Source organism: Pseudomonas sp. NPDC008258 (assembly GCF_042956345.1).
Classification (GTDB): Bacteria; Pseudomonadota; Gammaproteobacteria; order Pseudomonadales; family Pseudomonadaceae; genus Aquipseudomonas.
The window spans coordinates 30,603-51,640 of sequence record NZ_JBIBGE010000030.1 but is presented as its reverse complement, the minus strand read 5'-3'; the positions used below and the strand labels follow the sequence as shown (position 1 = coordinate 51,640).

At 63.1% G+C, this 21,038-nt stretch carries 16 protein-coding genes and 1 pseudogene; 7 read left to right on the top strand and 10 right to left on the bottom strand.

Translation table 11 applies throughout. The features are described from left to right. Positions 1 to 120: 120 nt before the first annotated feature. From ACFY9W_RS22075 to ACFY9W_RS22065, 3 genes are all read left to right on the top strand, one after another. Entirely contained in the window at positions 121 to 411 is a 291-nt protein-coding gene (locus ACFY9W_RS22075) for a DUF5629 family protein (protein WP_391134671.1), read from the top strand. Beyond that, a complete protein-coding gene (locus ACFY9W_RS22070; protein WP_391134668.1) occupies positions 377 to 1,507 on the top strand; it encodes a beta-propeller fold lactonase family protein in 1,131 nt (376 codons plus the stop codon). The genes ACFY9W_RS22075 and ACFY9W_RS22070 overlap by 35 nt, the downstream gene beginning before the upstream one ends. Before the next feature lie 122 nt (positions 1,508 to 1,629). Continuing rightward, the gene (locus tag ACFY9W_RS22065) at positions 1,630 to 1,809 is read left to right on the top strand and encodes a hypothetical protein (protein ID WP_391134665.1); all 180 of its coding nucleotides are present in this window, start codon (positions 1,630 to 1,632) and stop codon (positions 1,807 to 1,809) included. Positions 1,810 to 1,942: 133 nt separating this feature from the next. On the opposite strand, the gene ACFY9W_RS22060 is transcribed toward ACFY9W_RS22065, so the two are convergent. Genes ACFY9W_RS22060 through ACFY9W_RS22050 form a run of 3 tightly spaced genes read right to left on the bottom strand, consistent with a single transcriptional unit; the run spans position 1,943 to position 7,412 of the window. After that, on the bottom strand, positions 1,943 to 2,536 hold the full coding sequence (locus ACFY9W_RS22060) for a glutathione S-transferase N-terminal domain-containing protein (RefSeq protein ID WP_391134662.1): 594 nt from the start codon (positions 2,534 to 2,536) through the stop codon (positions 1,943 to 1,945). Beyond that, positions 2,533 to 6,177 (bottom strand): AAA family ATPase, encoded by a 3,645-nt coding sequence (locus ACFY9W_RS22055; RefSeq protein WP_391134659.1) that lies wholly within the window; start codon positions 6,175 to 6,177, stop codon positions 2,533 to 2,535. Before ACFY9W_RS22055 ends, ACFY9W_RS22060 begins: the two co-directional genes overlap by 4 nt. Next, positions 6,174 to 7,412, bottom strand: coding sequence for an exonuclease SbcCD subunit D C-terminal domain-containing protein (locus tag ACFY9W_RS22050; protein ID WP_391134656.1), 1,239 nt, complete (start codon positions 7,410 to 7,412; stop codon positions 6,174 to 6,176). Before ACFY9W_RS22050 ends, ACFY9W_RS22055 begins: the two co-directional genes overlap by 4 nt. Positions 7,413 to 8,038: 626 nt before the next feature. Between ACFY9W_RS22050 and ACFY9W_RS22045 the strand changes: the two genes are divergently transcribed. The 3 genes and pseudogenes from ACFY9W_RS22045 to ACFY9W_RS22035 form a co-directional block, all read left to right on the top strand. After that, the gene (locus tag ACFY9W_RS22045) at positions 8,039 to 9,193 is read left to right on the top strand and encodes a YcaO-like family protein (RefSeq protein WP_391134653.1); all 1,155 of its coding nucleotides are present in this window, start codon (positions 8,039 to 8,041) and stop codon (positions 9,191 to 9,193) included. Position 9,194: 1 nt separating this feature from the next. After that, positions 9,195 to 10,814: an ATP-binding cassette domain-containing protein gene (locus ACFY9W_RS22040; protein ID WP_391134650.1), complete on the top strand. Its 1,620-nt coding sequence runs from the start codon at positions 9,195 to 9,197 to the stop codon at positions 10,812 to 10,814. 242 nt (positions 10,815 to 11,056) lie between these two features. Then, positions 11,057 to 11,305, top strand: a pseudogene (locus ACFY9W_RS22035) (RHS repeat-associated core domain-containing protein); the annotation flags it as partial. 412 nt (positions 11,306 to 11,717) lie between these two features. Here the strand turns inward: ACFY9W_RS22035 and ACFY9W_RS22030 are convergent. The 6 genes from ACFY9W_RS22030 to ACFY9W_RS22005 are packed head-to-tail and all read right to left on the bottom strand — an operon-like array spanning position 11,718 to position 18,532. Continuing rightward, a complete protein-coding gene (locus ACFY9W_RS22030; protein WP_391134647.1) occupies positions 11,718 to 13,352 on the bottom strand; it encodes a BatD family protein in 1,635 nt (544 codons plus the stop codon). Beyond that, entirely contained in the window at positions 13,349 to 15,067 is a 1,719-nt protein-coding gene (locus ACFY9W_RS22025; protein ID WP_391134644.1) for a tetratricopeptide repeat protein, read from the bottom strand. The genes ACFY9W_RS22030 and ACFY9W_RS22025 overlap by 4 nt, the downstream gene beginning before the upstream one ends. Then, a complete protein-coding gene (locus ACFY9W_RS22020; protein ID WP_300023774.1) occupies positions 15,064 to 16,140 on the bottom strand; it encodes a VWA domain-containing protein in 1,077 nt (358 codons plus the stop codon). The genes ACFY9W_RS22025 and ACFY9W_RS22020 overlap by 4 nt, the downstream gene beginning before the upstream one ends. Continuing rightward, positions 16,133 to 16,627: a DUF4381 family protein gene (locus tag ACFY9W_RS22015; protein WP_391134641.1), complete on the bottom strand. Its 495-nt coding sequence runs from the start codon at positions 16,625 to 16,627 to the stop codon at positions 16,133 to 16,135. Before ACFY9W_RS22015 ends, ACFY9W_RS22020 begins: the two co-directional genes overlap by 8 nt. Beyond that, on the bottom strand, positions 16,624 to 17,568 hold the full coding sequence (locus tag ACFY9W_RS22010; protein ID WP_391134638.1) for a DUF58 domain-containing protein: 945 nt from the start codon (positions 17,566 to 17,568) through the stop codon (positions 16,624 to 16,626). Before ACFY9W_RS22010 ends, ACFY9W_RS22015 begins: the two co-directional genes overlap by 4 nt. A 4-nt stretch (positions 17,569 to 17,572) precedes the next feature. Further along, a complete protein-coding gene (locus tag ACFY9W_RS22005; protein ID WP_391134635.1) occupies positions 17,573 to 18,532 on the bottom strand; it encodes an AAA family ATPase in 960 nt (319 codons plus the stop codon). 231 nt (positions 18,533 to 18,763) lie between these two features. Here ACFY9W_RS22005 and ACFY9W_RS22000 point away from each other — a divergent pair, with 231 nt between their 5' ends. After that, positions 18,764 to 20,020, top strand: a complete 1,257-nt coding sequence (locus tag ACFY9W_RS22000) for a phospholipase effector Tle1 domain-containing protein (protein ID WP_391134632.1) — start codon at positions 18,764 to 18,766, stop codon at positions 20,018 to 20,020. Positions 20,021 to 20,280: 260 nt separating this feature from the next. Here the strand turns inward: ACFY9W_RS22000 and ACFY9W_RS21995 are convergent, their stop codons facing one another. Next, on the bottom strand, positions 20,281 to 20,997 hold the full coding sequence (locus tag ACFY9W_RS21995; RefSeq protein ID WP_391134629.1) for a type 1 glutamine amidotransferase: 717 nt from the start codon (positions 20,995 to 20,997) through the stop codon (positions 20,281 to 20,283). Between the last annotated feature and the right edge of the window lie 41 nt (positions 20,998 to 21,038).

The window sequence follows — 21,038 nt, the reverse complement described above, 5'->3', positions numbered from 1 at the left end:
CCACAGGTACAGCGCAAGCCCTTCAGGGTTGTGAGGTCCTTGTGGGAGCTGGCTTGCCGGCGATGGGCTGCAAAGCAGCCCCAAGGCTATAATGCCAACTCATTTCTGATTGGTACCCCCATGTCCCCCCTAGCCACCGCCCTGCAGTCTTGCGACATGCTCCTGATCGACGGCCTGCACGCCTTCGACTTCACCGCCGACGAATCCGGGCTCACCGTCGAATGCATGGACGGCCGTCAGCTGCGCCGCTGGTCATTCACCCCCGAGCAAGTCGCCGCCGCTATCGCCAGCGGTGACGAGTGGCAACTCGACGATGCCAACGGCGAGCATCGGCTAGTCTGTATGAGTGCCTTTCGCGCCCCGGATGAAGACCACGATGAACCGGACCTGGACGAGCCTGCTGACCGCTAGCCTGATGACCCTGACAATCCACGCCCACGCCGCTACCTTGCTGGTGGGCAGCTACACCGATGGCACCAGCCAGGGCATCTACCGCTACCAGTTCGACGACAAGGCCGGCCGTATCGATCCCACGCCCCAGCAAGTGGTGAAGAGCGTCAGCCCGTCGTGGCTGGTGCTCTCAGCCGACCAGCGCCTGCTGTTTGCGGTGAATGAAACCCCACAGGGCCATGCCAGCAGTTTCAGCATCAGCAGCAAGGGTGAAATCAAACCCCTCAACCAAGTGGCCAGCCAGGGCGATGAACCAACCCATGCCAGCCTTAGCCGTGACCAGCGTTTCCTGTTCGTCGCCAATTATGCGGTCAAGCCCGACCCCGGTGGCAGCCTGGTGGTGATCCCGGTTTCCAGGGACGGCAAGCTCAAGGCCGTGGTGCAACAGGCCCGGCACAAGCCCAGCGGGGTAAACCCCGAGCGCCAGGCCGGTGCCCATGTGCACTCGGTGGTGCTGTCACCGGATGGCCGACACCTGTACGCCAGCGATCTGGGGGCAGACAAGGTGTTCATCTACCGCTACGACGGCGCCAGCGCGGACCACCCGTTAACACCCGCCATACCCGCTTCGGTGGCATTGCCACCGGGCAGCGGGCCGCGTCACCTGTTGTTCGACGCCAAGGGCCTGCACGCTTACCTCACCCTGGAAATGAGTGCCGAGGTGGTGGTGTTCGATGTGCAGGACGGCAACCTGGTCGAACGCCAGCGGCTGCCGCTGACCGAACGCCAAGAGGCAGCAGCCAAGGCGGCGGGTGGTTTGCACCTGTCGGCGGACGGGCGCTTCCTGTACGTAAGCAACCGTGGCACGGCCAACGAGATCGTGGCGTTCAGCGTGGGCAAGCAGGACGGCCAGCTGACCCTCCTGCAGCGCCGTTCGGTGGAGGGTGATCATCCTCGGGAATTCGCCCTCGACCCGAGTGACAACTTCCTGCTGGTGGCCAACCAGAAGAGCAACCAGATCGTGGTCATGCGCCGCGATCCGCGCAGCGGCAAGTTGCTGGAGACGGTGCAGACACTGCAACAGGATGCACCTTCGGACCTGAAATTCATCGAGTGATATCGATCGGCGTGATAGTCGATACTGGTGCAATGAATTTTTGCGTTCGGCGTCGGCGGCGTAAGTTTGACCCAAGGCCCAAACGGGCCACCGTCAAACCACCGCCGTCGAGGTCAGCCCAGATGAACTTCAATCTCTTCCCGGTCATTGCCGCATCCGCCATTTCAGCTTCGGTCGTACTGCCGGCCCATGCCCATGCCGATAGCAGCGGCAAGGCCGCCGCTACCCACAGCTACACCGAGCAGTACCTGCGCCAGAGTGCCAACTTCCATGCGGCCCTCAGCGGCAAGCACAACCACTGACCAAGCCTTGCACGAGGTTCTTGTGGGAGCGGGCATGCCCGCGAACACCGGCAGAGCCGGTGCCATCCACCGCGGTGCCTGCTTCGCGGGCATGCCCGCTCCCACAGGGACCCATGTACAGCCCGATCTTTAATCAGCGGACCATGATTGCCTTGAACAGCTCCGAAGCCAGCCACCCCTCCAGCCAGCTCCGCACCCGCGGATAAGCCGCCTCGGCGAACCACTGCGGTTCGACCCCGGCAAACTGGCGCATCAGGGGCAACAATGCGGCATCGGCAAGGCTTGGGTGATCGGCCAGCAGGTAAGCCCGGCCGTCAAGCAAACCTTCGAGCTCCGCCAGCCAGGCCTCGGCCTGCTGGCGGTAATGCTCGCGGGAATGCGCCGGGTAGCGCTCGGCGTACTTGTACAGGTTCACCTGCGCCTTGAAGGTGCTGTCATTGCGCGCAATCAACGCTTCAGCCTGCTGCGCCGCCGCCGGGTTTGCCAGCAGTTGCCAGTCCTGCGGGTCGTTTTGCGCCAGTGCCCAGCGCATGATGTCCAGGCTCTCTTCCAGTACGCCGGCACCGGTATCCAGCACCGGCACCGTGCCTTTGGGCGACAAGGCCAGCAGTTCTGCCGGCTTGTTCTTCATCGCCACCTCGCAAATGTCCACCGCGCACCCGGCATAGCGCAGGGCCAGGCGTGCACGCATGGCCCAGGGGCAGCGGCGGAACGAGTACAGGATCACCCGCACACCTCCACGTCACTCAGGCCATTGCCCTGGCGGCGTACCTGGATCTGTACCGGGATGCGCTCGTGCATTTCCTGCACGTGGGAGATCACCGCCACCTTGCGGCCTTGAGCCTGCAAGCCGTCGAGCGCGTCCATCGCCAATTGCAGCGATTCCGGGTCGAGGCTGCCGAAGCCTTCGTCGATGAACAACGATTCGATGCGCAGGGTGCTGGAGGCCATTGATGCCAGGCCCAGGGCCAGGGCCAGCGACACCAGGAAGGTTTCCCCGCCGGACAGCGAGTGCACCGAGCGCAGTTCGTCGCCCATTTCGGTGTCGAGCACCAGCAGGCCCAGGGCACTGCCGCCGCGCTTGAGGCGGTAGCGGCGGGCCAGCTGGCGCAGCTGGGCGTTAGCGTGGTGCAGCAGCAGGTCGAGGTTGTAACCTTGGGCGATCTTGCGGAACACATCGCCCGAGGCCGAACCGATCAGGGCATTCAGGCGTGCCCAGCGTTGCCACTGCTGGTGGGCCTGGACGATTTCGGCCGCCAGTGCCTGGTGAGCCTGCTGGCGACGCTGGTCGTCGGCCTGCTGTGCACGCAGTTCGGCACAGTGCTGCTCATGCCCGGCCAGGCGCTCACGCAGCTCAGCCAAGGCCTGCTCCAAGGCTTCGGCTGAAGCCTCCACGGTCATTTGCGCGGCATGTTGCTGCAGGCGCTGTTCGCGTTCGCGCAGCAGCACGCGGCCCTGTTCGATGGCTTTTTCGACGCTTTGCAGGTGCTGGCGCAGTTCATTGACTTGCACATCGTCCATTGCAAGCAGGCGATCCAGGCCGGCGTCGTCCAGTTCGGGGTGCTCGCTGCGCCACTGGGCGATCTGCCCCTGCAACTGCTGACACTCGGCGTCCAGTGCCTGTTGCTGCTGGGCATTGGCCTTCAGCTCACCCGCCAGTTGCACGCCCTGGGTGCGCAGGTCTTGCAGGCGCTGGGCAGTGTCGGCGTCGAGGGCGCGGGCTTGTTCCAGCGCGGCGTCCATATGCTGTTGCCAGGCTTCGGCACTGACGTGCTCGCCGAGCAGTTCGGCGAGCGAAACCTGGGCGTGCTGGCGCTGCTCATCAAGGGCGGCGAGTTTCTGCAGCAACTGCTGGCGGGTTTGCACGCGAGCCTGTTGCTGGTCGCGCAATTTGTCCAGCTGGGCCTGGCGGGCTTGCTGTTCTTCCAGTTCGTCCTTGCGCCGTTCCAGCTGTTGCAAGCGCTGGGCAATCTGTTGGTCCAGGGCGAGGAAGGCATTGGCCGGGTCGTCGTTCAGGGCCTTTACGGCGTCCTCGGGCAATACGCCAGCCAGGTCGTTCAGGCCTTGTTGCAGTTGTTGCTCGTCATTGGCCAGGGCCTGGTGTTGTTGTTCCAGGTGGCGTTGGGCCTGTTGCTGGGCTTCGTGCGCGGCTTGCAGTTGCTGGTTCAGGCGGGCTGCATCTTTTTGCAGGGCGAGCAGGGCGCTCTGGCGCTTTTCGTCCTGGCCGATTTCTTCGTCCAGGCGCCGCAGCTGGCTGTCGAGCCAGGCACCGCGGGCCTTGTCGTCCTGCGGGGCGAGGGCGGGCCACAGGCTGTGTGCCTGCACCTCGGCCACCAGCGGTTGCAGCTGTTCACCCAGTTGCGACTGTTGCTGCTGGTAATCCTTGAGCTGGGCGTTGACCACACCCAATTGGGTACGCAGTTCCACCAGCTTGCCGTTGAGCGTTTCGACTTGCGTCTGCGCGGCGTCTTCTTCGGCCTGATCATGGCGCCCCAGGCTTTGCAGCAGCGCTTCGGGTTGATGGAACGGATGCTCGGCGCTGCCGCACACCGGGCAGGGTTCGCCATCACGAAGCTGGCCGCGCAATTCTTCGACGCTGGTATTGCGCGCCAGGCGCTGGCGCTCCAGCAGTTGGCGGGTCAGGTTCAGCGCCTGCTCGGCGGTTTCCAGCTCGACCTTGGCGGCGGTACCCTCGGTAATCAGTTGCTGGCGCTGCTGCATGGCCTGCTGTTGCCGCTCGCGTACGGCATCCAGTTGCTGGCGCAACTCCATTTCCCGGCCATGCAGGCGCGACAGTTGTTCGAGGGCGCGTTGCTGCTTGCGGTTGTCCTGCAGCATGGCGCCCAGCAACTCGACCTGTTCGGTCAGGGCTTGCGGTTCGGCCTTGGCTTCGCGGAACAACAGGTCGTAGGCGTCGCGTTCGGCCTGCAAGTGCGCATTGGCCTGGCTGGCCTGGGCTTGCAGGCCGGGCAGTTCTTCACGGCCCTTGGCCAGGCGACCGCCCACCAGCATCACCTGCTTGAGCTGCGGCAGGTAGGCATGCCAGGCATCGGCCAGGCCTGCCAGGTGCTGGCTGTCGGCAAGCGCGGTGTCGATCTGTGCCAGTTGCTGCTGGCTGCGCTGCTGGTTGTCCTCCAGTTGCTGCAACTGTTGCTGGCCTTCGGCGACTTGCTGCTCCGCCTGTTCGCTGCTGCTGCGCTGCGCAGCCAGTTCCTGGTCCAGGCGGGCCAGGTTGTCCTGGGCGGCAAAGGCCTGGCGCAGGCGCGGGGCGTTTTCGCCGTGCCGGGCCTGGTGGTCGGCAAGCGCTTGGCGTGCTGTATCCAGCGCCTGTTCAAGCTGTTGGGTGCGCACTTGCAGCTCGGCTTGCTGCTGCTGTTGCTCAACGATCTTCGCGGCCACCGGCGCCAGTTGCGCGGTCAGTGCCTGCTGGCGGTGGAACTGGTGGCGCTGCGGGGCCAGCCGCTCCAGGCGCACGAGGTCCAGGCGGGGCTCGGCCAGCTTTTGCCAGGCCTGCTCGGCGGCTTGCAGTGCGTTGCCGGCTTCGGTGTGCTGGGCCTGTAACTGGTGTTGCTCATTCAGCCAGTTGCGTTGCTGTTCCAGCTGGCGCTCGCCGGCCTGGTCGGCCTTGAACTGCTGTTGCGCCTGCTCCAGGCGCTGGTCGAGTTCGGCGCGGGCTTCGTCGGCCATCGGCAGCAGGTGGCTGGCGCGGTCCTTCAGGGCATTGTGGGCCTCGCCGGCCTCACGGGCCTTGCTGAAGGCGCGCTGGCCCAGGCGGGTGTAGATGGCCGTGTTGGTGAGCTTTTCCAGCAGCTCGCTGCGCTCTTTGTCGTCGGCTTTCAAAAACGCGCCGAACTCACTCTGGGCCAGCATCACAGCGCGGGTGAACTGCTCGAAGTTCAAGCCCAGGCGGGCCTCGACCAGTTGCTTGTATTCGTTCTTGCCGCTGCCCAGCACCTGTTCGCTGTCCAGGTCGTAGAAGCTCTGGCGGCTGTGTTGCAGCTTGCCGTTGGCCTTGTCGCGGGCGCGGTTGGCTTCCCAGCGGGCGCGGTAGCGGCGGCCATCGATGCCGATGAAATCGACCTCGGCAAAGCCGCTGCCGGTGCCACGGCGCAACAGGTTGCGCGGGTCGGAGGTGGGGATTTCGCCATCGGCATCCGGCACCTTGGCTTCGCGGCCAATGTCGTTCAGCCGCGGTACGGTGCCGAACAACGCCAGGCACAGGGCATCGAGCAGGGTGCTCTTGCCGGCCCCCGTAGGGCCGGTAATGGCGAACAGGCCGGCACTGGCCAAAGGCTCGGCAGTGAAGTCGATGTCGACCGGGCCGGCCAGCGATGCCAGGTTCTTCAGGCGAATGGCGAGAATCTTCATGGCTGCTCCTCTTCCTGCTGCACGTCCTGCAACAGCAGGGCAAAGTCGGCCAGCGCCTGCTCGTCGGCGGGGTTGCCGTAGGCCTGTTCCCAAGCGCGGCTGAACAGGTCCTGCGGGGTCATCCGGGCCAGTTCGACAAAGGCCAGGTCATCATCCTCGGCGTTGGTGCGGCCGGCGTATTCGGCGCTGATGCGGATCAGCCGCACGGCCTTGCCTTCCAGTGCGGTCTCGATCTGCTGGCGCAGGTCGGGCTGCGGCTCGTCCAGTATCACCCGCACCTCCAGCCAGGGCTGGCGGTTGGGGTCTTCGAGCAGGTCGATCACTGGCAGGTCAGCCAGTTGCTGCAACAGTTCGCCCAGCGGTGCCGGGCCGACCCGTTGCAAGGCCACGGCGCGCGGTACCGGGCGCGGTTCGACACTGACCAGGCCGCTGCCGTCCAGCTCCACTTCCAGCACCTGGTGCGGGTAGTTGATTTCAGCAAACGACAGCGGGATCGGTGAACCGCTGTAGCGGATGCGTTCTTCGCGGTTGACCTTCTGCGGTTTGTGCAGGTGGCCGAGGGCAACGTAGCTGATGGTTTTGTCGAACAGCTTGGCCGGCAGGGCCTCGGCGTTGCCGATGATCAGGCTGCGCTCGGAGTCTTCCGACACCGCGCCACCGGCCATGTGCGCGTGGCTGATGGCGATCAGCGCCTGGTCTTTCTTGCGTTTTTTCTGCGCGGCGGCGATCAGTTGCTGGTGCACCTGGGTGATGCCTTGCAGGTAGTCGTCACCCAGCTGCGGGCCGGTGACCTCGGCCGGGCGCAGGAAGGGCAGGGCCAGGCACCAGGCGGCGACCTTGCCACGGCCGTTGGTGAGCGGGATCAACAGGCGTTCGGCATCCAGCTGGCCGTCGTCCAGCCAGTGCACACGGCCCAGCGCATGGGTACGCAGCCGGCGCATCAAGGCAGCAGGCAGCTCAATGCGGGAACCGGAGTCGTGGTTACCGGCGATCATCACGATGTCCAGCTTGGGCTGCTGCTCGTGGGCCTGGACGATGAAGTCGTAGAGGCGTTCCTGGGCTTTGACCGGCGGGTTGACCGTGTCGAAGATATCGCCCGCGATCAGCAGCGCATCGGGCTGGCGCAGGCGCAGCTGGCCGAGCAACCAGTCGAGGAAGCAGGCGTGTTCGAAGTCGCGTTCCTGGCCGTGCAGGCTTTGGCCCAGGTGCCAGTCGGAAGTATGAAACAGACGCATGGATGACCTGTGGTGTCGAGTCGGGCTAGCGGGGAAAGGGCGGTATGGTAACCCAAGCGTGGGGCCGCTGTGCGGCCCGATCGCGGGCAGCCAGAGCCAACAGGTATTGCACAGGTTCAATGTATGCGCGGTCCATGTGGGAGCAACTGTCTTCTTATGGAGACTGGCCTTGACCCTCGCACTCGGATAGTGCGCAGCATCACCCACCCCACTGCTTAGGCATCGCGGTTCTTTCAGTGTTTTACAAAACATTTAACCCACCTGACCCTCTATACGCGGTAACTCGTTAATTAGTAGGTGTTTTTTCTGTTGCTTCAAATAAATGTAGGAATTGAACTACAAATACCAGGAAGAATTCCTACGACGCCTTTCCAGCGGGGGTGCCGTGTATATCTTGAATAAAGAAAAAAACAAGTGGTACAAATGGCTCGCGCAAAAAAAGCGCACTCAACCCAATTTTATAGGAGCAGTAGCCATGGGACGTCGTCGTTCTGAAATCAACATGCCTCAGATCTCTCGGGTGATGAACTACACATTTACCGAGTCCGAGGTTGACTTCCTCAATGTGCTGTAATCAATAAGCCAGAAGGGGCTTGCCCCCTTCTGGCCTGACCCAGGAGCTAGAGATGATTGCCGAACGCGAATTGACCATAGAAGAAGCATGCAGCCGCCTGACAAGGCTGTATCAGCACTTGGGCTTTAGCTCGAAAATGAAACTATCAAAAAATAGTGGCTTGGTCGCCACATGCCACTTATACGATAGTACCTACAGAGAAGTGTCTTGCGGAGCCGGAAAGGGGGAGCATTGTGAACTAGGAGCCCTTGCCGAAAGCTTAGAGCATTACTTCGTCGACAAAGCCACTCCAACCCCCATCGAAAGCGACACAATCTTACAGTCGATAGCCTCCTTTGACGACTGGCTACTGAAGTCAATCCCGCCTAATTGCCAGATACCCTCCTTCGCACTTCAAGCACTGGACAGCTATGACGAAATAAAAATACCGGCGATACTGATAGCCCCCTCCTCCAGAAATATTGATGAAGTAGAAAAAACTTCAGCTGGCTACCTTGCCAAATATGCGACCAACTCCGGTACAGCCATAGGCTGCACCGAGAGCGAAGCTCTTTTACACGCCATAAATGAATCTATCGAACGTCATGCGCTGTCAATGTACTACCTATCGCTTTGCAGCCTGAGCCCACCCCCAGAACTCTACCGGCCTTCCGATTCTTTTCTGGAAGACACCTTTGGCCATGACGCCAAACTTCTCCGTCACGCGAACAAACTAGAGATATACTTAACCCATGACTTTTACGATGTTCCATTTTGCATTGCTATTTCTCGCAGTAAAAAAGAAGGATCTCTCAGCGGCATAGGCTCGGGAAGCTCCATAAATCCATCCATTGCAATGTATCGTGCTGTAACCGAACAAGTTCAGTGCGAACAGCTTTCTGGCTCGAAAGAAAAACAGGAAGATCTCTCCACTGAGGAAGTGCTTTCCCACTCCGCACGACTTTCCTCACTTCTCCATCCATCCCCTAAATACGACGTACCCAAACATCATCCGGCGCGTGTTGAGCTCACCGTGCTCGGACAGATCAAACGTACACTGATCAATCTGGCCAAGAATAATAAATCTGTTTTCTATCGCACATTATATATGCATCCAAATCTCGCCACGGTGGTACAAGTGTTTATCCCCGGACTGGAGCGCTTTCACTTGATAAGGTCTGGGATTCCAGTCGCGCCACAGAGCGCATTCAAAGGCATAAGGCAATGATATGCATATTTACCGAGGCATCTTCGCCGCCCTGAGTGCAACACTAGTACTGAAGGTCGCGACCGTCGTACCAGCCTTTATTCTGGCTGACATTATCGACGACCTGTCCACGTCGTCCTCGTCTTCTCTCGCCCTGCTCGGTGCCTTCATATGCCTTGTCGCGCTACAAGCCTCGTTGACCCCTTTGCAAGCCTGGTGCCTTGCGCGCCTCTGCCAGGAGCGCGTGAAGCTGCTTTCCATGCGCTGGTGCCGGGGGTTACTGGAGAAACGCTTCGAGGCCTATGGACAGCTCCATGGCGGAACCTTGGTAAAAGTACTGGATAGAGGGATAACGGCCCAAGAGCGATGGCTAGGTTTTCTGATTGGCTCAGCATGGCCAGTACTGGCCGAAGCTGTGGTACTGGTGACGCTGTTCGCATACCTTGGTGCCACCTCAGTATTGATTGGCCTCGTACCCTTGAGCTTGGCGTATCTGTGGGCAAACGATCGCATGGTGCGCTGGCGTCGCCCCCGTATCGAGGCAGTCAACTCGCGGGAAGACGAGCTGGCGGAACAATGGGTTGATACCTTCGCCAGTGCGTCAACCGTCAAGCTGGAAAAGGCCGAGGATGCGGCAATGATTCCCGTCACCCAGACACTGTCGGGCTATGCCGACTCAGCGGTGGGGGTTGCCTACAGTGGCGGATGGCTTCAGGGCTTGCGTACTCTGTTCATTGGCCTGGGCAGTGTTGGGTTGCTGTTGTGGGGTATCCATGATCAATCCCAGGCAACACCGCATCTGAGCCTGGGCGAGCTTGTTGCCCTCTTTACTCTGGTGAGTGGGTTGCTTGCAGGCGTTGCACAACTGGCTGAAGCCTGGCGGGTACTTGACCAGTTCCGGCTCGACAAACGCAAGCTCGAACACTGGCTCCAACTCCCTGTGTTCGGCCCGGTAGACTCCATGGATGCAGAGCCCGTAGATGAAAACGCAGGGCTTCGCATCACCCCCTGCCAGCTCAGCGCTCGAAACGCACTGCAACTGCTGATCGATGAGCCCTTGGTAATACGTGCAGGAGAACGGGTCGCGCTGATCGGGCCCAGCGGGTGTGGTAAATCGACACTTCTGCATGCGCTGGCGGGCACGGTATTCCAGTTGCGCAAGCATGTTCACTTGCACGACAGGTGCCTGGCTTCGTTCCACGCTAGTGAACAGTTCAGTCGGTTGCGACTCTGCCCTCAGGATGCGCATTTCATCCCCGGCTTACTGCCCCGTGCGGTGCTGTTCGGGCATACGCATGAACGGGCTCAAGTCGAGCGATGGCTTGAGCGGCTGGGCCTGAGCAAAGACTGGTACGACCTTGATCTTGATGCACGGGCAGAGTCGATTTCGGGCGGCGAAGCACGCAGGCTAACGCTGCTACGTCTTCTCAATCAGCCTGGGGAATTCAATTTCTTTGACGAGCCCACAGCAGGGCTTGATTCCGGATCGGCTGAGCGTACCTGGGATCTGTTATTCGAAGCATTCCAAGGGAGAGGGCTGATTTGCGTGACGCATGATCAGAGTGCGCTGTCGCGGTTTGACCGGGTTATCAGCATGAGCGAGGGGCGCATCATCAGCCAAGTACAAGCGCAGATCGCTTAGAACACTGAGCTAGCAGGTGCTTCGCATAGCTTGTGGGAGCTGGTTGCCGGCGATCACCGGCGCAGCCGGTCCCATAGATCGCGCTGCCTGCTTCGCGGGCTCGCCCGCTCCCACATGGACCGCGCCCGCCTGGCATTTTTGTCAGTTGCCTTGCCGTTGTTTATGGCTGAAAAATTGTGCTCGAGCGGACTACAACGGGCTCACTTGCATGAGGCTAGGCGATGGCAACCTTGACGCAGGTCTATACGGCATACGGGTACTCCGAGCGGCCATCGAAAAGCACGGTGCTTGGTTTCAATGGCGAACGGCTGGCCGTTGAGTTGGCGAGCTACCTGTTGGGCAATGGCTATAGAGCGTTTAGCCCGGTTCTGATGCGCTTTCGTTCGCCGGATAGCCTCAGCCCATTCGGGAAGGGTGGGCTGAACAGCTATGCCTATTGCCTCGGTGATCCTGTTAACAAAAGTGATCCAAGTGGGCATATGTTTTCTGCCGGTAAACAGCTATCGAAGCTGAATCCCTCTGGGGCGCATGATAAAAAAATTTCATTGCATCCATGTGGCCCTATCAAATTTGCCACTGGCACTGCCACTGCAAGCACAGTTTCGGCTCCGCCCCCCCGTTCGTTGGTGAATAAAAACGACGGCACTCGTTATTCGACGGTAGAAAATAAGCCGGGATCTGAGCCGCTAATGGTTGCCAAATTGCAGGAGAGTCAAGGGAAGCACCTCAATAAACCGCCACCTATGCACATCCCCATTCCGGATCGCGATGATGCCCCATTGGTTCACTTGCTGTTAGCGGAGCGCCAGATTGAGTCTTTGCGAGCTGTCCAGATATCACCAGTCGACGATGTAGAGGTAATTAGATTAGGTACTGAGTGGTTGTAGTCACTACACGGACCTATCACTTGGGATAAAGCGGCGGCAGCCCGCCATTCTCCCCAGCCGGCAGCAACACCTGCTCAGCCGGCGGTATGGTGCCAATCGCGCGCCACAATTCCTCACCTTGCCAATACTGGCCGCTCTCGCTGTACAACGCCCCGTTCAACCCATCCAGCGCATTCGACAGCGGCACGAACCGGGCTGCCATTTCGGCCAGGGTTTCTGGCTGCTGGCGGGCCCAGGCGTCCAGCGCCTGACGCGTTGCCTGGGGGTCGTTGGCCTGGCAGGCACGCTTGAGGTCGTCCAGCAAGGTACGCGGGCTAGGCCCGTTCTGCGCGGCACGTAGCACAGCCGGTTGCGAGCGGGCTCGCCACCACAGGACGAAACCCAGCACGGTTGTGAGGGCGAACACCAGGGTGGCCAACTGCCAGGGCCACAGCAGGGTGCTGGCGCTGCTGGTGTCACCCACCGGGGTATCGCCGCTCAGCGCCGGGTTGTCTTGCACGTTCAGCGTGCGTGCCGGCAGGCTGGTGTGCTCCAGATGGTCTTCGCGGGTATTCCACCAGGCCACTTCCAGCGCTGGCAGGGCCAGTGTGCCGCTGTGGGTCGGCACCAACGCCTCGCGTTCTTCGCGGTTGGCGGTCATGCCGCGGTCGCCGATTTCGTTGCGCAACAGCGGCTGGTCAGGGTAACGGCGCAGGCCGACGATTTCGGTGGCCGGCAGCGGCGGCAGTTGGGTGCTGGACAAGCCTTCGGCGCGCAAGGTGATGTTGCGCGTCAGCGAGTCGCCAATCTGCACCTGCTGGCTGCCCGGGTCGGGGTTCCAGTGTTCCTCCAGGGTCAGGCTGCGCGCCGGCAACCACGGTGCACCCGCGGGCCAGGCGGCCGGAATGGGGCGCACGGTCAGCCGCAGTGGCAGCGAACTGACCTGCACCTGGCGGCCGGCGCGGGCCGTGCCGTTGGCCTGCGCGTTTTCGTCGCTGTTGGCGGCGGCGGTGGCAGTGAAGGTCAGTGGCGGAATGTCGAGGGTGCCGCTTTGCTGGGCATACACGGCATAGCGGGTTTCGATCACGCCATGGCGTACGCCGTTGATTTCCTTTTCATAGGTGCGCGACTCGCCCAGCGGTTCGACCTTGGCATTCTCCAGTTGCAGCGGGCTGAGGTTGCTGTCGTCGTACAGCGCCACTGAGTGGTAGATGCGCAGGGTCAGCACGGCCTGGGCCTGGACGTAAACGTCGCTGCTGTCGAGGGTCGCTTCGATGAATACTTGCGAGGCGCTGTCCTGGCGGCTGGCATCGGCCTGGAGCACTTGCAGGTCGATGGCCTGGCTGTGCGACTGGCCCAGTTGCAGCTCGGGAATACGCAGGCTGCCGCTGCGCCGTGGCAGCAGGGTAATGATCCAGCGGGTGCTGGCGCGAGTTTCGCCGTCGAGGGTGTGCAGGCTGTTGAGCTGGCGTGTGCCGCGTACCTCGAAGTCGCCTTCCAGGGCGCGCAGGTCGGGCTTGCCGAACTGGGTCACGTCCTGGCTTTCCAGGGTCAGCTCCAGGCTTTCGCCAGCTTCCAGGCGGGTACGGTCGACGCTGGCTTGCAGCAGCGGTTCGGCCTGGGCCAGCACGGCCCACAGCAGGGTGAGAAGCAAGACGCCGAAGCGACTCATCGTGGGGTTTCCTGATGCAATTGCTGTTCATACCAGAATTTGCGCCGCAGCAGCTCCGCCGGGTTGTCGGGGATCTCCCGCAGCCATTGTTCCAGGGCTTGGCGCTGTTCGGCATCGAGATTGGTCGATACCGGGCGCTGTGGCGGCTGGATCACGCTGTCATCGGCGCCCGCCTGGTTTCCGGGCGCTGCCTGGCTGTTGTTGCTGCCTTCGCCGGGTTGTTCGGCGCTGGCTTGTTCGTCGTTGCCGGGTGTGCCCTGGGCCGGGCTGCTGGCCGAGCTGCTGTTGCCCTCGGTTTCGCTGCCGGGTGTGCCTTGGGCATCGCTGCTGGCCGGTTGCTCTTCGGCTTTGGCCTCACGCTGTTGCAGCAGTTGCTGCACCAGCGCCTGGTTGTCCAGCGCCGCTTGCAGGTCGGGCTGGCGCTCCAGGGCTTGCTCGTAGGCGTCCAGGGCGGCCTCCAGTTCGCCGCTGCGGGCCAGGGCATTGCCTCGATTGTAGTGGGCTGCGGCCGTGTCGCCTTGGGAAAACGCCTCGGCGGCACCGGCATAGTCGCCCGCCTGGTACAGGGCCATGCCACGCCACTGTGGGTCCTGGAAGTGGCGTGCGGCGCTGGCCGGGCGGTTCTGTTCCAGCAGGCTCTGGCCTTGCTGGTCGGGGCGCAGCCACAGGTCGTTGAACTCGAAGGCCTGGCTGGGTTGTGGCAGGGCCAGCAGCAGCGGTAGGCAGAACAGCCAGCCACGCCGGCCCGCGCAGGCGGCCAGCAGCAACAGCGGAATCAGCAGCCAGTAACCCTGGTCGGCCCAGCTGTCCAGTTGCAGGGTCTGGCCATCATTGCGCGCAGTGCGCGGGTTATCGAACAGGCCCAGGCCGCGCAGGTCGAGGTCGTCGACGCGGGCATGCCGGTAGCGCCCTCCGGTGCCGCTGATAAAGCCCTTGAGGCCGGCGCTGTCCAGGCGCGGCAGCAGGATACCGCCTTGGTCATCCTTGAGGTATTCGCCATTGGCCTGGCGCACCGGGGCGCCTTCACGGCTGCCGATGCCCAGCATCAACAGGCTGGGGCCCTGGCGGCCGAGGGCCTGGCTGATGCCTTGGCGCTCCGGGGCACTGAGCGATGAGCCGATCAGCAGCAAACGGCCTTGGCCCAGACCGCTCTGGGCCAGCAGCGCCAGGCCTTTTTGCACGGCCAGGTCGGCGCGTTGGCCGGCTTGCGGCATGATCGACGGGTCGATGGCCTCCAGCAGGTTGCGGGTGGTGGCCAGGTCATCGGACAGCGGCACCAGCGTGTGCGCCGAGCCGGCATACACTACCAGTGCTGTCTGGCTGTCGCGGCGGTGTTCAAGCAGGTCGAGGATTTTCCGCCGGGCCTGTTCCAGCCGGTTCGGCGGGCTGTCCTCGGCCAGCATCTGCGGGGTCAGCTCCAGCAGGATCACCAATGGGTCGGCCGGCCGTTGGCGGTTTTCTTCAACGCGCTGCCAGCTGGGCCCGAGCAGGGCCAGGATTACCAGCGCCCAGGCCAACCCCAACGCCACCCATGGCAGCTTGCTGGTGCTACCGTTGCCGCCGCCCAGCAATACGCCATGGAACGCCGGCGGCAGAATCATCTGCCAGCGCCCGGCGCGCTTGCGCCGGTGCCACAGCTTGTACAGTAGCCAGCCAAGCAGGGGCACGGCCAGCAGCCAGAGCGGGCGTAGCCATTGGGGCCACAGTTCGATCATCGCCGCCTCCTCAGGCGCAAGCGCTTCAGGCGTTGGCGCCATTCCGGGTGCGGCTGCAGGAAGCGCGGTTTGCGCAGCAGGCGTTGCAGCAGGTTGTCGGGCCATTGCACGGCCACCACCAGCAGCACACTGAGCAACAGCGCCAGGGCCAATGGCCAGGCGTACAGGGCCTGGGCCGTTCGTGCCTGGGTGGGTTGCTGGGCGACCGGCTCGAGCTGGTCGAGGGTGTCGCCGATGGCGTCCAGTTCGGCGCCGTCGTGGGCACGGAAGTAGGCACCATGGCTGATGTCGGCGATTTCCTTTAGCGAGGCTTCGTCCAGGTCCAGGCTGGGGTTGAGCCCGAGCAGGCCGGGGGTGCCACTGGCCTCCGGGTTGGCGCCGATGCCGATGGTATAGATGCGCACGCCTTCCTGGGCTGCCAGGCGGGCGGCGGTCAGTGGGTGGATTTGCCCGCCGTTGTTGGCACCGTCGGTAATCAGTACCAGCACCCGGCTTTGTGCTGGCCGCTGGCGCAGGCGTTTGACTGCCAGGCCAATGGCGTCGCCGATGGCGGTGTTTTTCCCGGCGATGCCGATTTGTGCTTCGTCGAGGAAAGTGCGCACGGTGCGTCGGTCGAAGGTGAGCGGGGCTTGCAGATAGGCCTGGCTGCCGAAAAGGATCAGGCCCACGCGGTCGCCTTCACGGTCTTGCAGGAAGTCACCCATCAGCGCCTTGACCAGGTCGAGGCGGCTGATGTCTTCGTTCTTCCACTGCATGTCGGGGAAATCCATCGACCCGGACACGTCCACCGCCACCAGCAGGTCACGGCCGCTGGCGGCCACCGGCACCGGTTCGCCCAGCCATTGCGGGCGAGCGGCGGCGCACAGCAGCAACAGCCAGATGACCACGAACGGCGCCTGCTGGCGCCAGGTGGGCAGGTTGAGCCGTGCGCGGCGCCCGGCCAGGCCTTCCAGTTCGTTGAGGAAGCCTACCTTGAGCACCGGCTCGCCGCTGTCGGCGGCCGGCAGTAGCAGGCGCGCCAGCCACGGCAGCGGCAACAGCGCGAAAACCCACGGCCAGGCCAGTTCAAACATGCTTGCGGATCCAGGTTTCGACGGCTTGGCTGAGCCCGACAATGGCTTTGTCGTCGAGCTTGCATTCGGGTTTGTAGGCACCCTCGACCAGCACCATCCAGCGGGTGAGGCCGGCGGCGGGGCAGCGGTTGTCGAGAAACGCCAGCCACTGACGGCCGTTCAGGGTGTGGCTGTTGGCGCCCGGATAATGGCTGCGGCACAGCCGCTTGAGCAGTGCGTTTATCTGCTGCAACCAGGCACCCGCCGGGGCGCCGTCGTAGGGGCGTGGCAGCAGGGCCAGTTCGGCCAGCGCGGCCACGCGCACCGGGTCGAGCGGTTGCTCGGCACGCACGATGCGGCGTTTGCCCGGGCGCCAGCGGCGCAGGCGCCACAGGCCCCAGCCCAGCAGTGGCAGCAAGGCCAGCAACAGCCACCAGCCGGGTGCAGGTGGCCATAGGCCGACAGGCGCCGGTTCGATCAGCGGATGCAGCTGGTCGAGCGGGTTCATGACGCGTTCCTTGGGCGCTGGGCGTTCAGGTATTCGCGCAGTTGTTCGATCATGTCGCTTTGCGTGCTCAGCGGCATCAGCACTACGCGCAGTTTCTGTGCCATCAGCTCCCAGCGCTCGATGCGCGCCTCGGCCTGCTGGCGGTAGGCCTGGCGCAGGTTGGCGTCCAGCGTATCGAGTTCCAGCTGGGCGCTGCGCTGGGCAAAGCGTAACAGCCCGGCGGCGGGCAGGGCGTGGTCGAGCGGGTCGGACACCGGCAACAGCAACAGGTCGCAGTGGCGCGAGAGCATGGCCAGGTGCTGTTCGCACTGCGCGGTCAGCGAGCGCTCGTCACAGATGACGATGGCCAGGCTGCCCGGGCGTAGCACTTCCCGCGCCCGGCGCAGCGCCAGGCCAAGGCTGTCGGCGTGGGGCACGGCTTCGGTGTGCAGCGACTGGTTGACCTTGGCCAGGCGGTTGAGCAGTTGCAGCAGGCTTTGCTTGCTGCGCCGGGGCTTGATTTCGTGCGGGTCGTTGTCGCCGAACACCAGCCCGCCGATGCGGTCGTTGTGGCCCAGCGCAGCCCAACCGAACAGGGCTGCGGCCTGGGCTGCCAGCACCGACTTGAACATCAGCCCGGAACCGAAGAACAGCCGCTGGCTTTGCTCGACAAGAATGAAGATGGGCCTTTCGCGTTCTTCGTGGAACAGCTTGGTGTGTGGTTCCTGGGTGCGTGCGGTGACCCGCCAGTCGATGTTGCGCACATCGTCGCCGGCCTGGTACACGCGCACCTGGTCGAAGTCCACCCCACGCCCACGCAGCTTGGAGTGGTGCAGGCCCACCAGCGGGCTGCGCTGGCCGGGCTTGGAGAACAGCTGGATTTCGCGCACGCGGTGGCGCATGTCGATCAGCTCGGCGAGGCCGATGCGGATGCCAGGTTCGGCCAGCTGCGTGGTGGGCATGGGGTCAGGCAACGGCGACGACGTCGAGGATGCGCTGGACCACGCGGTCCTGGTCGATCCCCGCCGCCTCGGCCTCGAACGAGAGGATGATGCGGTGGCGCAGCACGTCGAACAGCACCGCCTGGATGTCTTCGGGGCTGACGAAGTCGCGCCCGGCCAGCCAGGCGTGGGCACGTGCGCAGCGGTCCAGCGAAATGGAGCCCCGGGGGCTGGCGCCGTAGGCGATCCAGTCGGCCAGTTCGGCGTCGAACTTCGCCGGGGTGCGGGTGGCCATGACCAGCTGCACCAGGTATTCCTCTACCGCGTCGGCCATGTACAGGCCAAGGATTTCCTTGCGTGCGGCAAAAATTGCTTGCTGGCTGACCCGGCGTTCGGGCTTGGTCTCGCCGCCCAGGGCTTCGCCACGGGCCTGTGCCAGGATGCGCCGCTCCACCGCGGCGTCGGGGAAGCCGATTTTCACGTGCATCAGGAAGCGGTCGAGCTGGGCTTCGGGCAGCGGGTAGGTGCCTTCCTGCTCGATGGGGTTCTGCGTGGCCATGACCAGGAACAGCGGCGACAGGTCGTAGGTGCTGCGGCCCACGCTGACCTGGCGTTCGGCCATGGCTTCAAGCAGTGCCGACTGTACCTTGGCCGGGGCGCGGTTGATTTCGTCGGCCAGCACCAGGTTATGGAAGATCGGCCCCTGCTGGAACACGAAACTGCCGGTTTCCGGGCGGTAGATTTCGGTGCCGGTGATGTCGGCCGGGAGCAGGTCGGGGGTGAACTGGATGCGATGGAACTGCGCCTCAACACCTTCGGCGAGCTCTTTGATGGCTTTGGTCTTGGCCAGGCCCGGGGCACCTTCGACGAGCATGTGGCCGTCTGCCAGCAGCACGATCAGCAGCCGCTCGACCAGTTTTTCCTGGCCTAGGATCTGGGAAGAAAGAAAGGTGCGCAGCGCGATCAGCGCTTCACGGTGTTCCATCGGCGACGGTTCCTGGTATGGGGCCACAGGCGGGCTGGAGTCAGCTGCCCTGGCAAGGGGTGATACTTTAATCCATCCGGAGGGGTGGCGACTAATGGCGGCAGGGAAATTTATCCGTGCCGTGGGCCATGCCGATAGAGAAATGTCCTGCAAAAGGCTGGCCATAGCCTGATGTTCTGTTGCGGCGGTCTGGCGCCTGCTTGTGCTTTTGACGCAAGCAGGAGCACAACGATGATCGTGAGGTTTGGGGTGTTTTTCGATGGCACCGGTAACAACCAGCACAATGTGATGCCGACGGAGGTGAACGCAGGCATGGGCGCGAGTTATACCAACGCCTTGAGCAATGTGGCCCTGTTGCACGCGCTTTATCCGGCAGAGGGGGCCAGCGCCGACGGTTGCATGGCCTTTCTCAGCCGTTATGTGGAGGGGGTGGGAACCCTGGCGGGCGCGGAGGATCATGCGTATGCCTCGGCCACCGGGCGGGGGCGCACCGGCGTCGAGGCGCGAGTCACCGAGGCATTGGCGGGTATCGCCGGGCAGCTGCGGGAGTGGGAGCACGCCTATCCGCAGGCAAGCCTCGAAGGGGTCGAGTTCGACCTGTTCGGCTTCAGCCGCGGAGCTGCGGCGGTGCGTCACCTGGCAAATCTGCTGCACGCCGACGGGGGCAGGGTGTTGGCCGTTACATGCGGCATCACGATCAATTTCATAGGCCTTTTCGACACCGTGGCGGCGATCATTGCGCCGTTACAGGGCGACTTTGACCCTGCCGACGCTGGCCATGGAGATTTACGCCTGGGCCTTGGGGCTGGCATGGCCCGGCAGGTGGCGCAGCTGGTGGCAGGGGATGAGCAGCGGCACAACTTCCCGCTGGTGTGCAGCGGGCACGACATCGTGTTGCCGGGTGTGCATTCGAACATTGGCGGTGGTTACCCGGACCTCACGCAGGAGCAGGTGCTGTTGTGCAAACCTCAGTCGCAACGTGTGCCATCGGCCATGCGTGCCGACCAGACGTGTGTGCATGCCAAGGTGAGTGACCTGCTGGGCGCAGCGTTTGGTGGCCTGGGTGCAAAGGTGATTACCTGGGAGGAACCGATTTCCGGCGGGCGTCCGGGCGAGGCGCAGAAGCAGGTGTATGCGGCGGTGTACCGGGAGCGGGAGGTGGCGGGGCAGCTTTCACGGGTTTACCTGAGTGTCATGCGGGCGCTGGCGGTGCGTGCAGGGGTACCGTTTGGGCCGTTGGGCGGGCAGGCGGAGCACCAGGTGCCTGATGAACTGGTGGGTATCAGCCGCAAGCTGCATGATTTTGCCTTGGGTGTCAGTGAGGAAATGGGGTTGACCGAGCAGGAGCAGTGCTTGCTGCGTGACAGGTACGTGCATACGTCGGCGAACTGGAATGCGGTGAAGGGGCTGCGCAACAGTGTGCTGGATGTGCTGTTCGTCAATCGACCGGGGGTAGAGGGGCGAGTGGTGCATGCGGACCCGGTATAGCGTTATGGGGGCTGCCTGGTGTCTGTCTTGGTGTTTGCAGCGCCTGTGATATCGAGCGCCGCCCGCGCGGCGTAAGGCCTCCACAGGTTCAAGGTGAACCCGAGGCCGATGCAGTAACTGTGGGAGCGGGCACGCCCGCGAACACCGGCGTAGCCGGTGCCATTCACCGCGTTGGATTCTTCGCGGGCAAGCCCGCTCCCACAGGGTACGCTGTGCGCCCGGCATCACCAAAGCGCTGCCTACCTTAAGACAAGCACCTGTCAGCCTCGATACGCTTCCATCAACTTGTCGAGGAAAACATACAGCTTCTGGTTCATGTCATCCCAATCGTTGGCACGCAGTGCGTCAGGCGTTTGAACGAAGCGCCGGTCTGTGAGGGTGGCCAGTTCGGCTTCGGTTGCTGCAATCAGTAGTTCGACTACCTCCTTCGTAAACTCCATGTGGCACTGGAAGCCATAAACCAGCGGGGTGTACTCGACGATCTGGCGTGGGCAGCCTTCGCTCGTGGCGAGGACTTTGGCGTCGGCCGTCAGGCCCGGCATGTCGTTGTGCCAATGGCCAACTTGCAGCACCTCGCCAAAGTGGCTGACGTTCTCATTGGCTTTGCCTTCGGGCGTGAGGCTGATGGGGAATTTGCCAATCTCTTTTTCCGGGCTGTGGGCAAAACTGGCACCTAGCGCCTCGCCGATCAGCTGGGAGCCCAGGCACACCCCGACGACCGCTTTGCCAGCCGTGATGGCTTGCCGGATCAGCCGGCATTCGCTGGCCGCGTCAAAGTGTGGGCATTGCGCGACGGTGGTGGCGGGGTCTTGCGGCCCGCCTAGCACGACCAACAAGTCGAAATGGCTGGCATCAGCAGGCAGGGGCTGATCGGCATAGACACGAGAAAAACCGGCCTCGTGGCCTCGCGTCTTGACCCAGGTTTCGTACGCACCAGGCGCTTCGAATGATTCGTGGACGATGAAGTGGACTTTCATTCTGGTTCTCTATGCAGAGGGTGCAGCAGGCACAACCCGGC

What these genes read in the sequence shown, in the direction of transcription:
- ACFY9W_RS22075 (WP_391134671.1), top strand. Translation starts at nt 121, where the DNA reads ATGTCCCCCCTAGCCACCGCCCTGCAGTCTTGCGACATGCTCCTGATC.
- ACFY9W_RS22070 (WP_391134668.1), top strand. Translation starts at nt 377, where the DNA reads ATGAACCGGACCTGGACGAGCCTGCTGACCGCTAGCCTGATGACCCTG.
- ACFY9W_RS22065 (WP_391134665.1), top strand. Translation starts at nt 1,630, where the DNA reads ATGAACTTCAATCTCTTCCCGGTCATTGCCGCATCCGCCATTTCAGCT.
- ACFY9W_RS22055 (WP_391134659.1), bottom strand. Translation starts at nt 6,177, where the DNA reads ATGAAGATTCTCGCCATTCGCCTGAAGAACCTGGCATCGCTGGCCGGC.
- ACFY9W_RS22050 (WP_391134656.1), bottom strand. Translation starts at nt 7,412, where the DNA reads ATGCGTCTGTTTCATACTTCCGACTGGCACCTGGGCCAAAGCCTGCAC.
- ACFY9W_RS22045 (WP_391134653.1), top strand. Translation starts at nt 8,039, where the DNA reads ATGATTGCCGAACGCGAATTGACCATAGAAGAAGCATGCAGCCGCCTG.
- ACFY9W_RS22040 (WP_391134650.1), top strand. Translation starts at nt 9,195, where the DNA reads ATGCATATTTACCGAGGCATCTTCGCCGCCCTGAGTGCAACACTAGTA.
- ACFY9W_RS22030 (WP_391134647.1), bottom strand. Translation starts at nt 13,352, where the DNA reads ATGAGTCGCTTCGGCGTCTTGCTTCTCACCCTGCTGTGGGCCGTGCTG.
- ACFY9W_RS22025 (WP_391134644.1), bottom strand. Translation starts at nt 15,067, where the DNA reads ATGATCGAACTGTGGCCCCAATGGCTACGCCCGCTCTGGCTGCTGGCC.
- ACFY9W_RS22020 (WP_300023774.1), bottom strand. Translation starts at nt 16,140, where the DNA reads ATGTTTGAACTGGCCTGGCCGTGGGTTTTCGCGCTGTTGCCGCTGCCG.
- ACFY9W_RS22015 (WP_391134641.1), bottom strand. Translation starts at nt 16,627, where the DNA reads ATGAACCCGCTCGACCAGCTGCATCCGCTGATCGAACCGGCGCCTGTC.
- ACFY9W_RS22010 (WP_391134638.1), bottom strand. Translation starts at nt 17,568, where the DNA reads ATGCCCACCACGCAGCTGGCCGAACCTGGCATCCGCATCGGCCTCGCC.
- ACFY9W_RS22005 (WP_391134635.1), bottom strand. Translation starts at nt 18,532, where the DNA reads ATGGAACACCGTGAAGCGCTGATCGCGCTGCGCACCTTTCTTTCTTCC.
- ACFY9W_RS22000 (WP_391134632.1), top strand. Translation starts at nt 18,764, where the DNA reads ATGATCGTGAGGTTTGGGGTGTTTTTCGATGGCACCGGTAACAACCAG.
- ACFY9W_RS21995 (WP_391134629.1), bottom strand. Translation starts at nt 20,997, where the DNA reads ATGAAAGTCCACTTCATCGTCCACGAATCATTCGAAGCGCCTGGTGCG.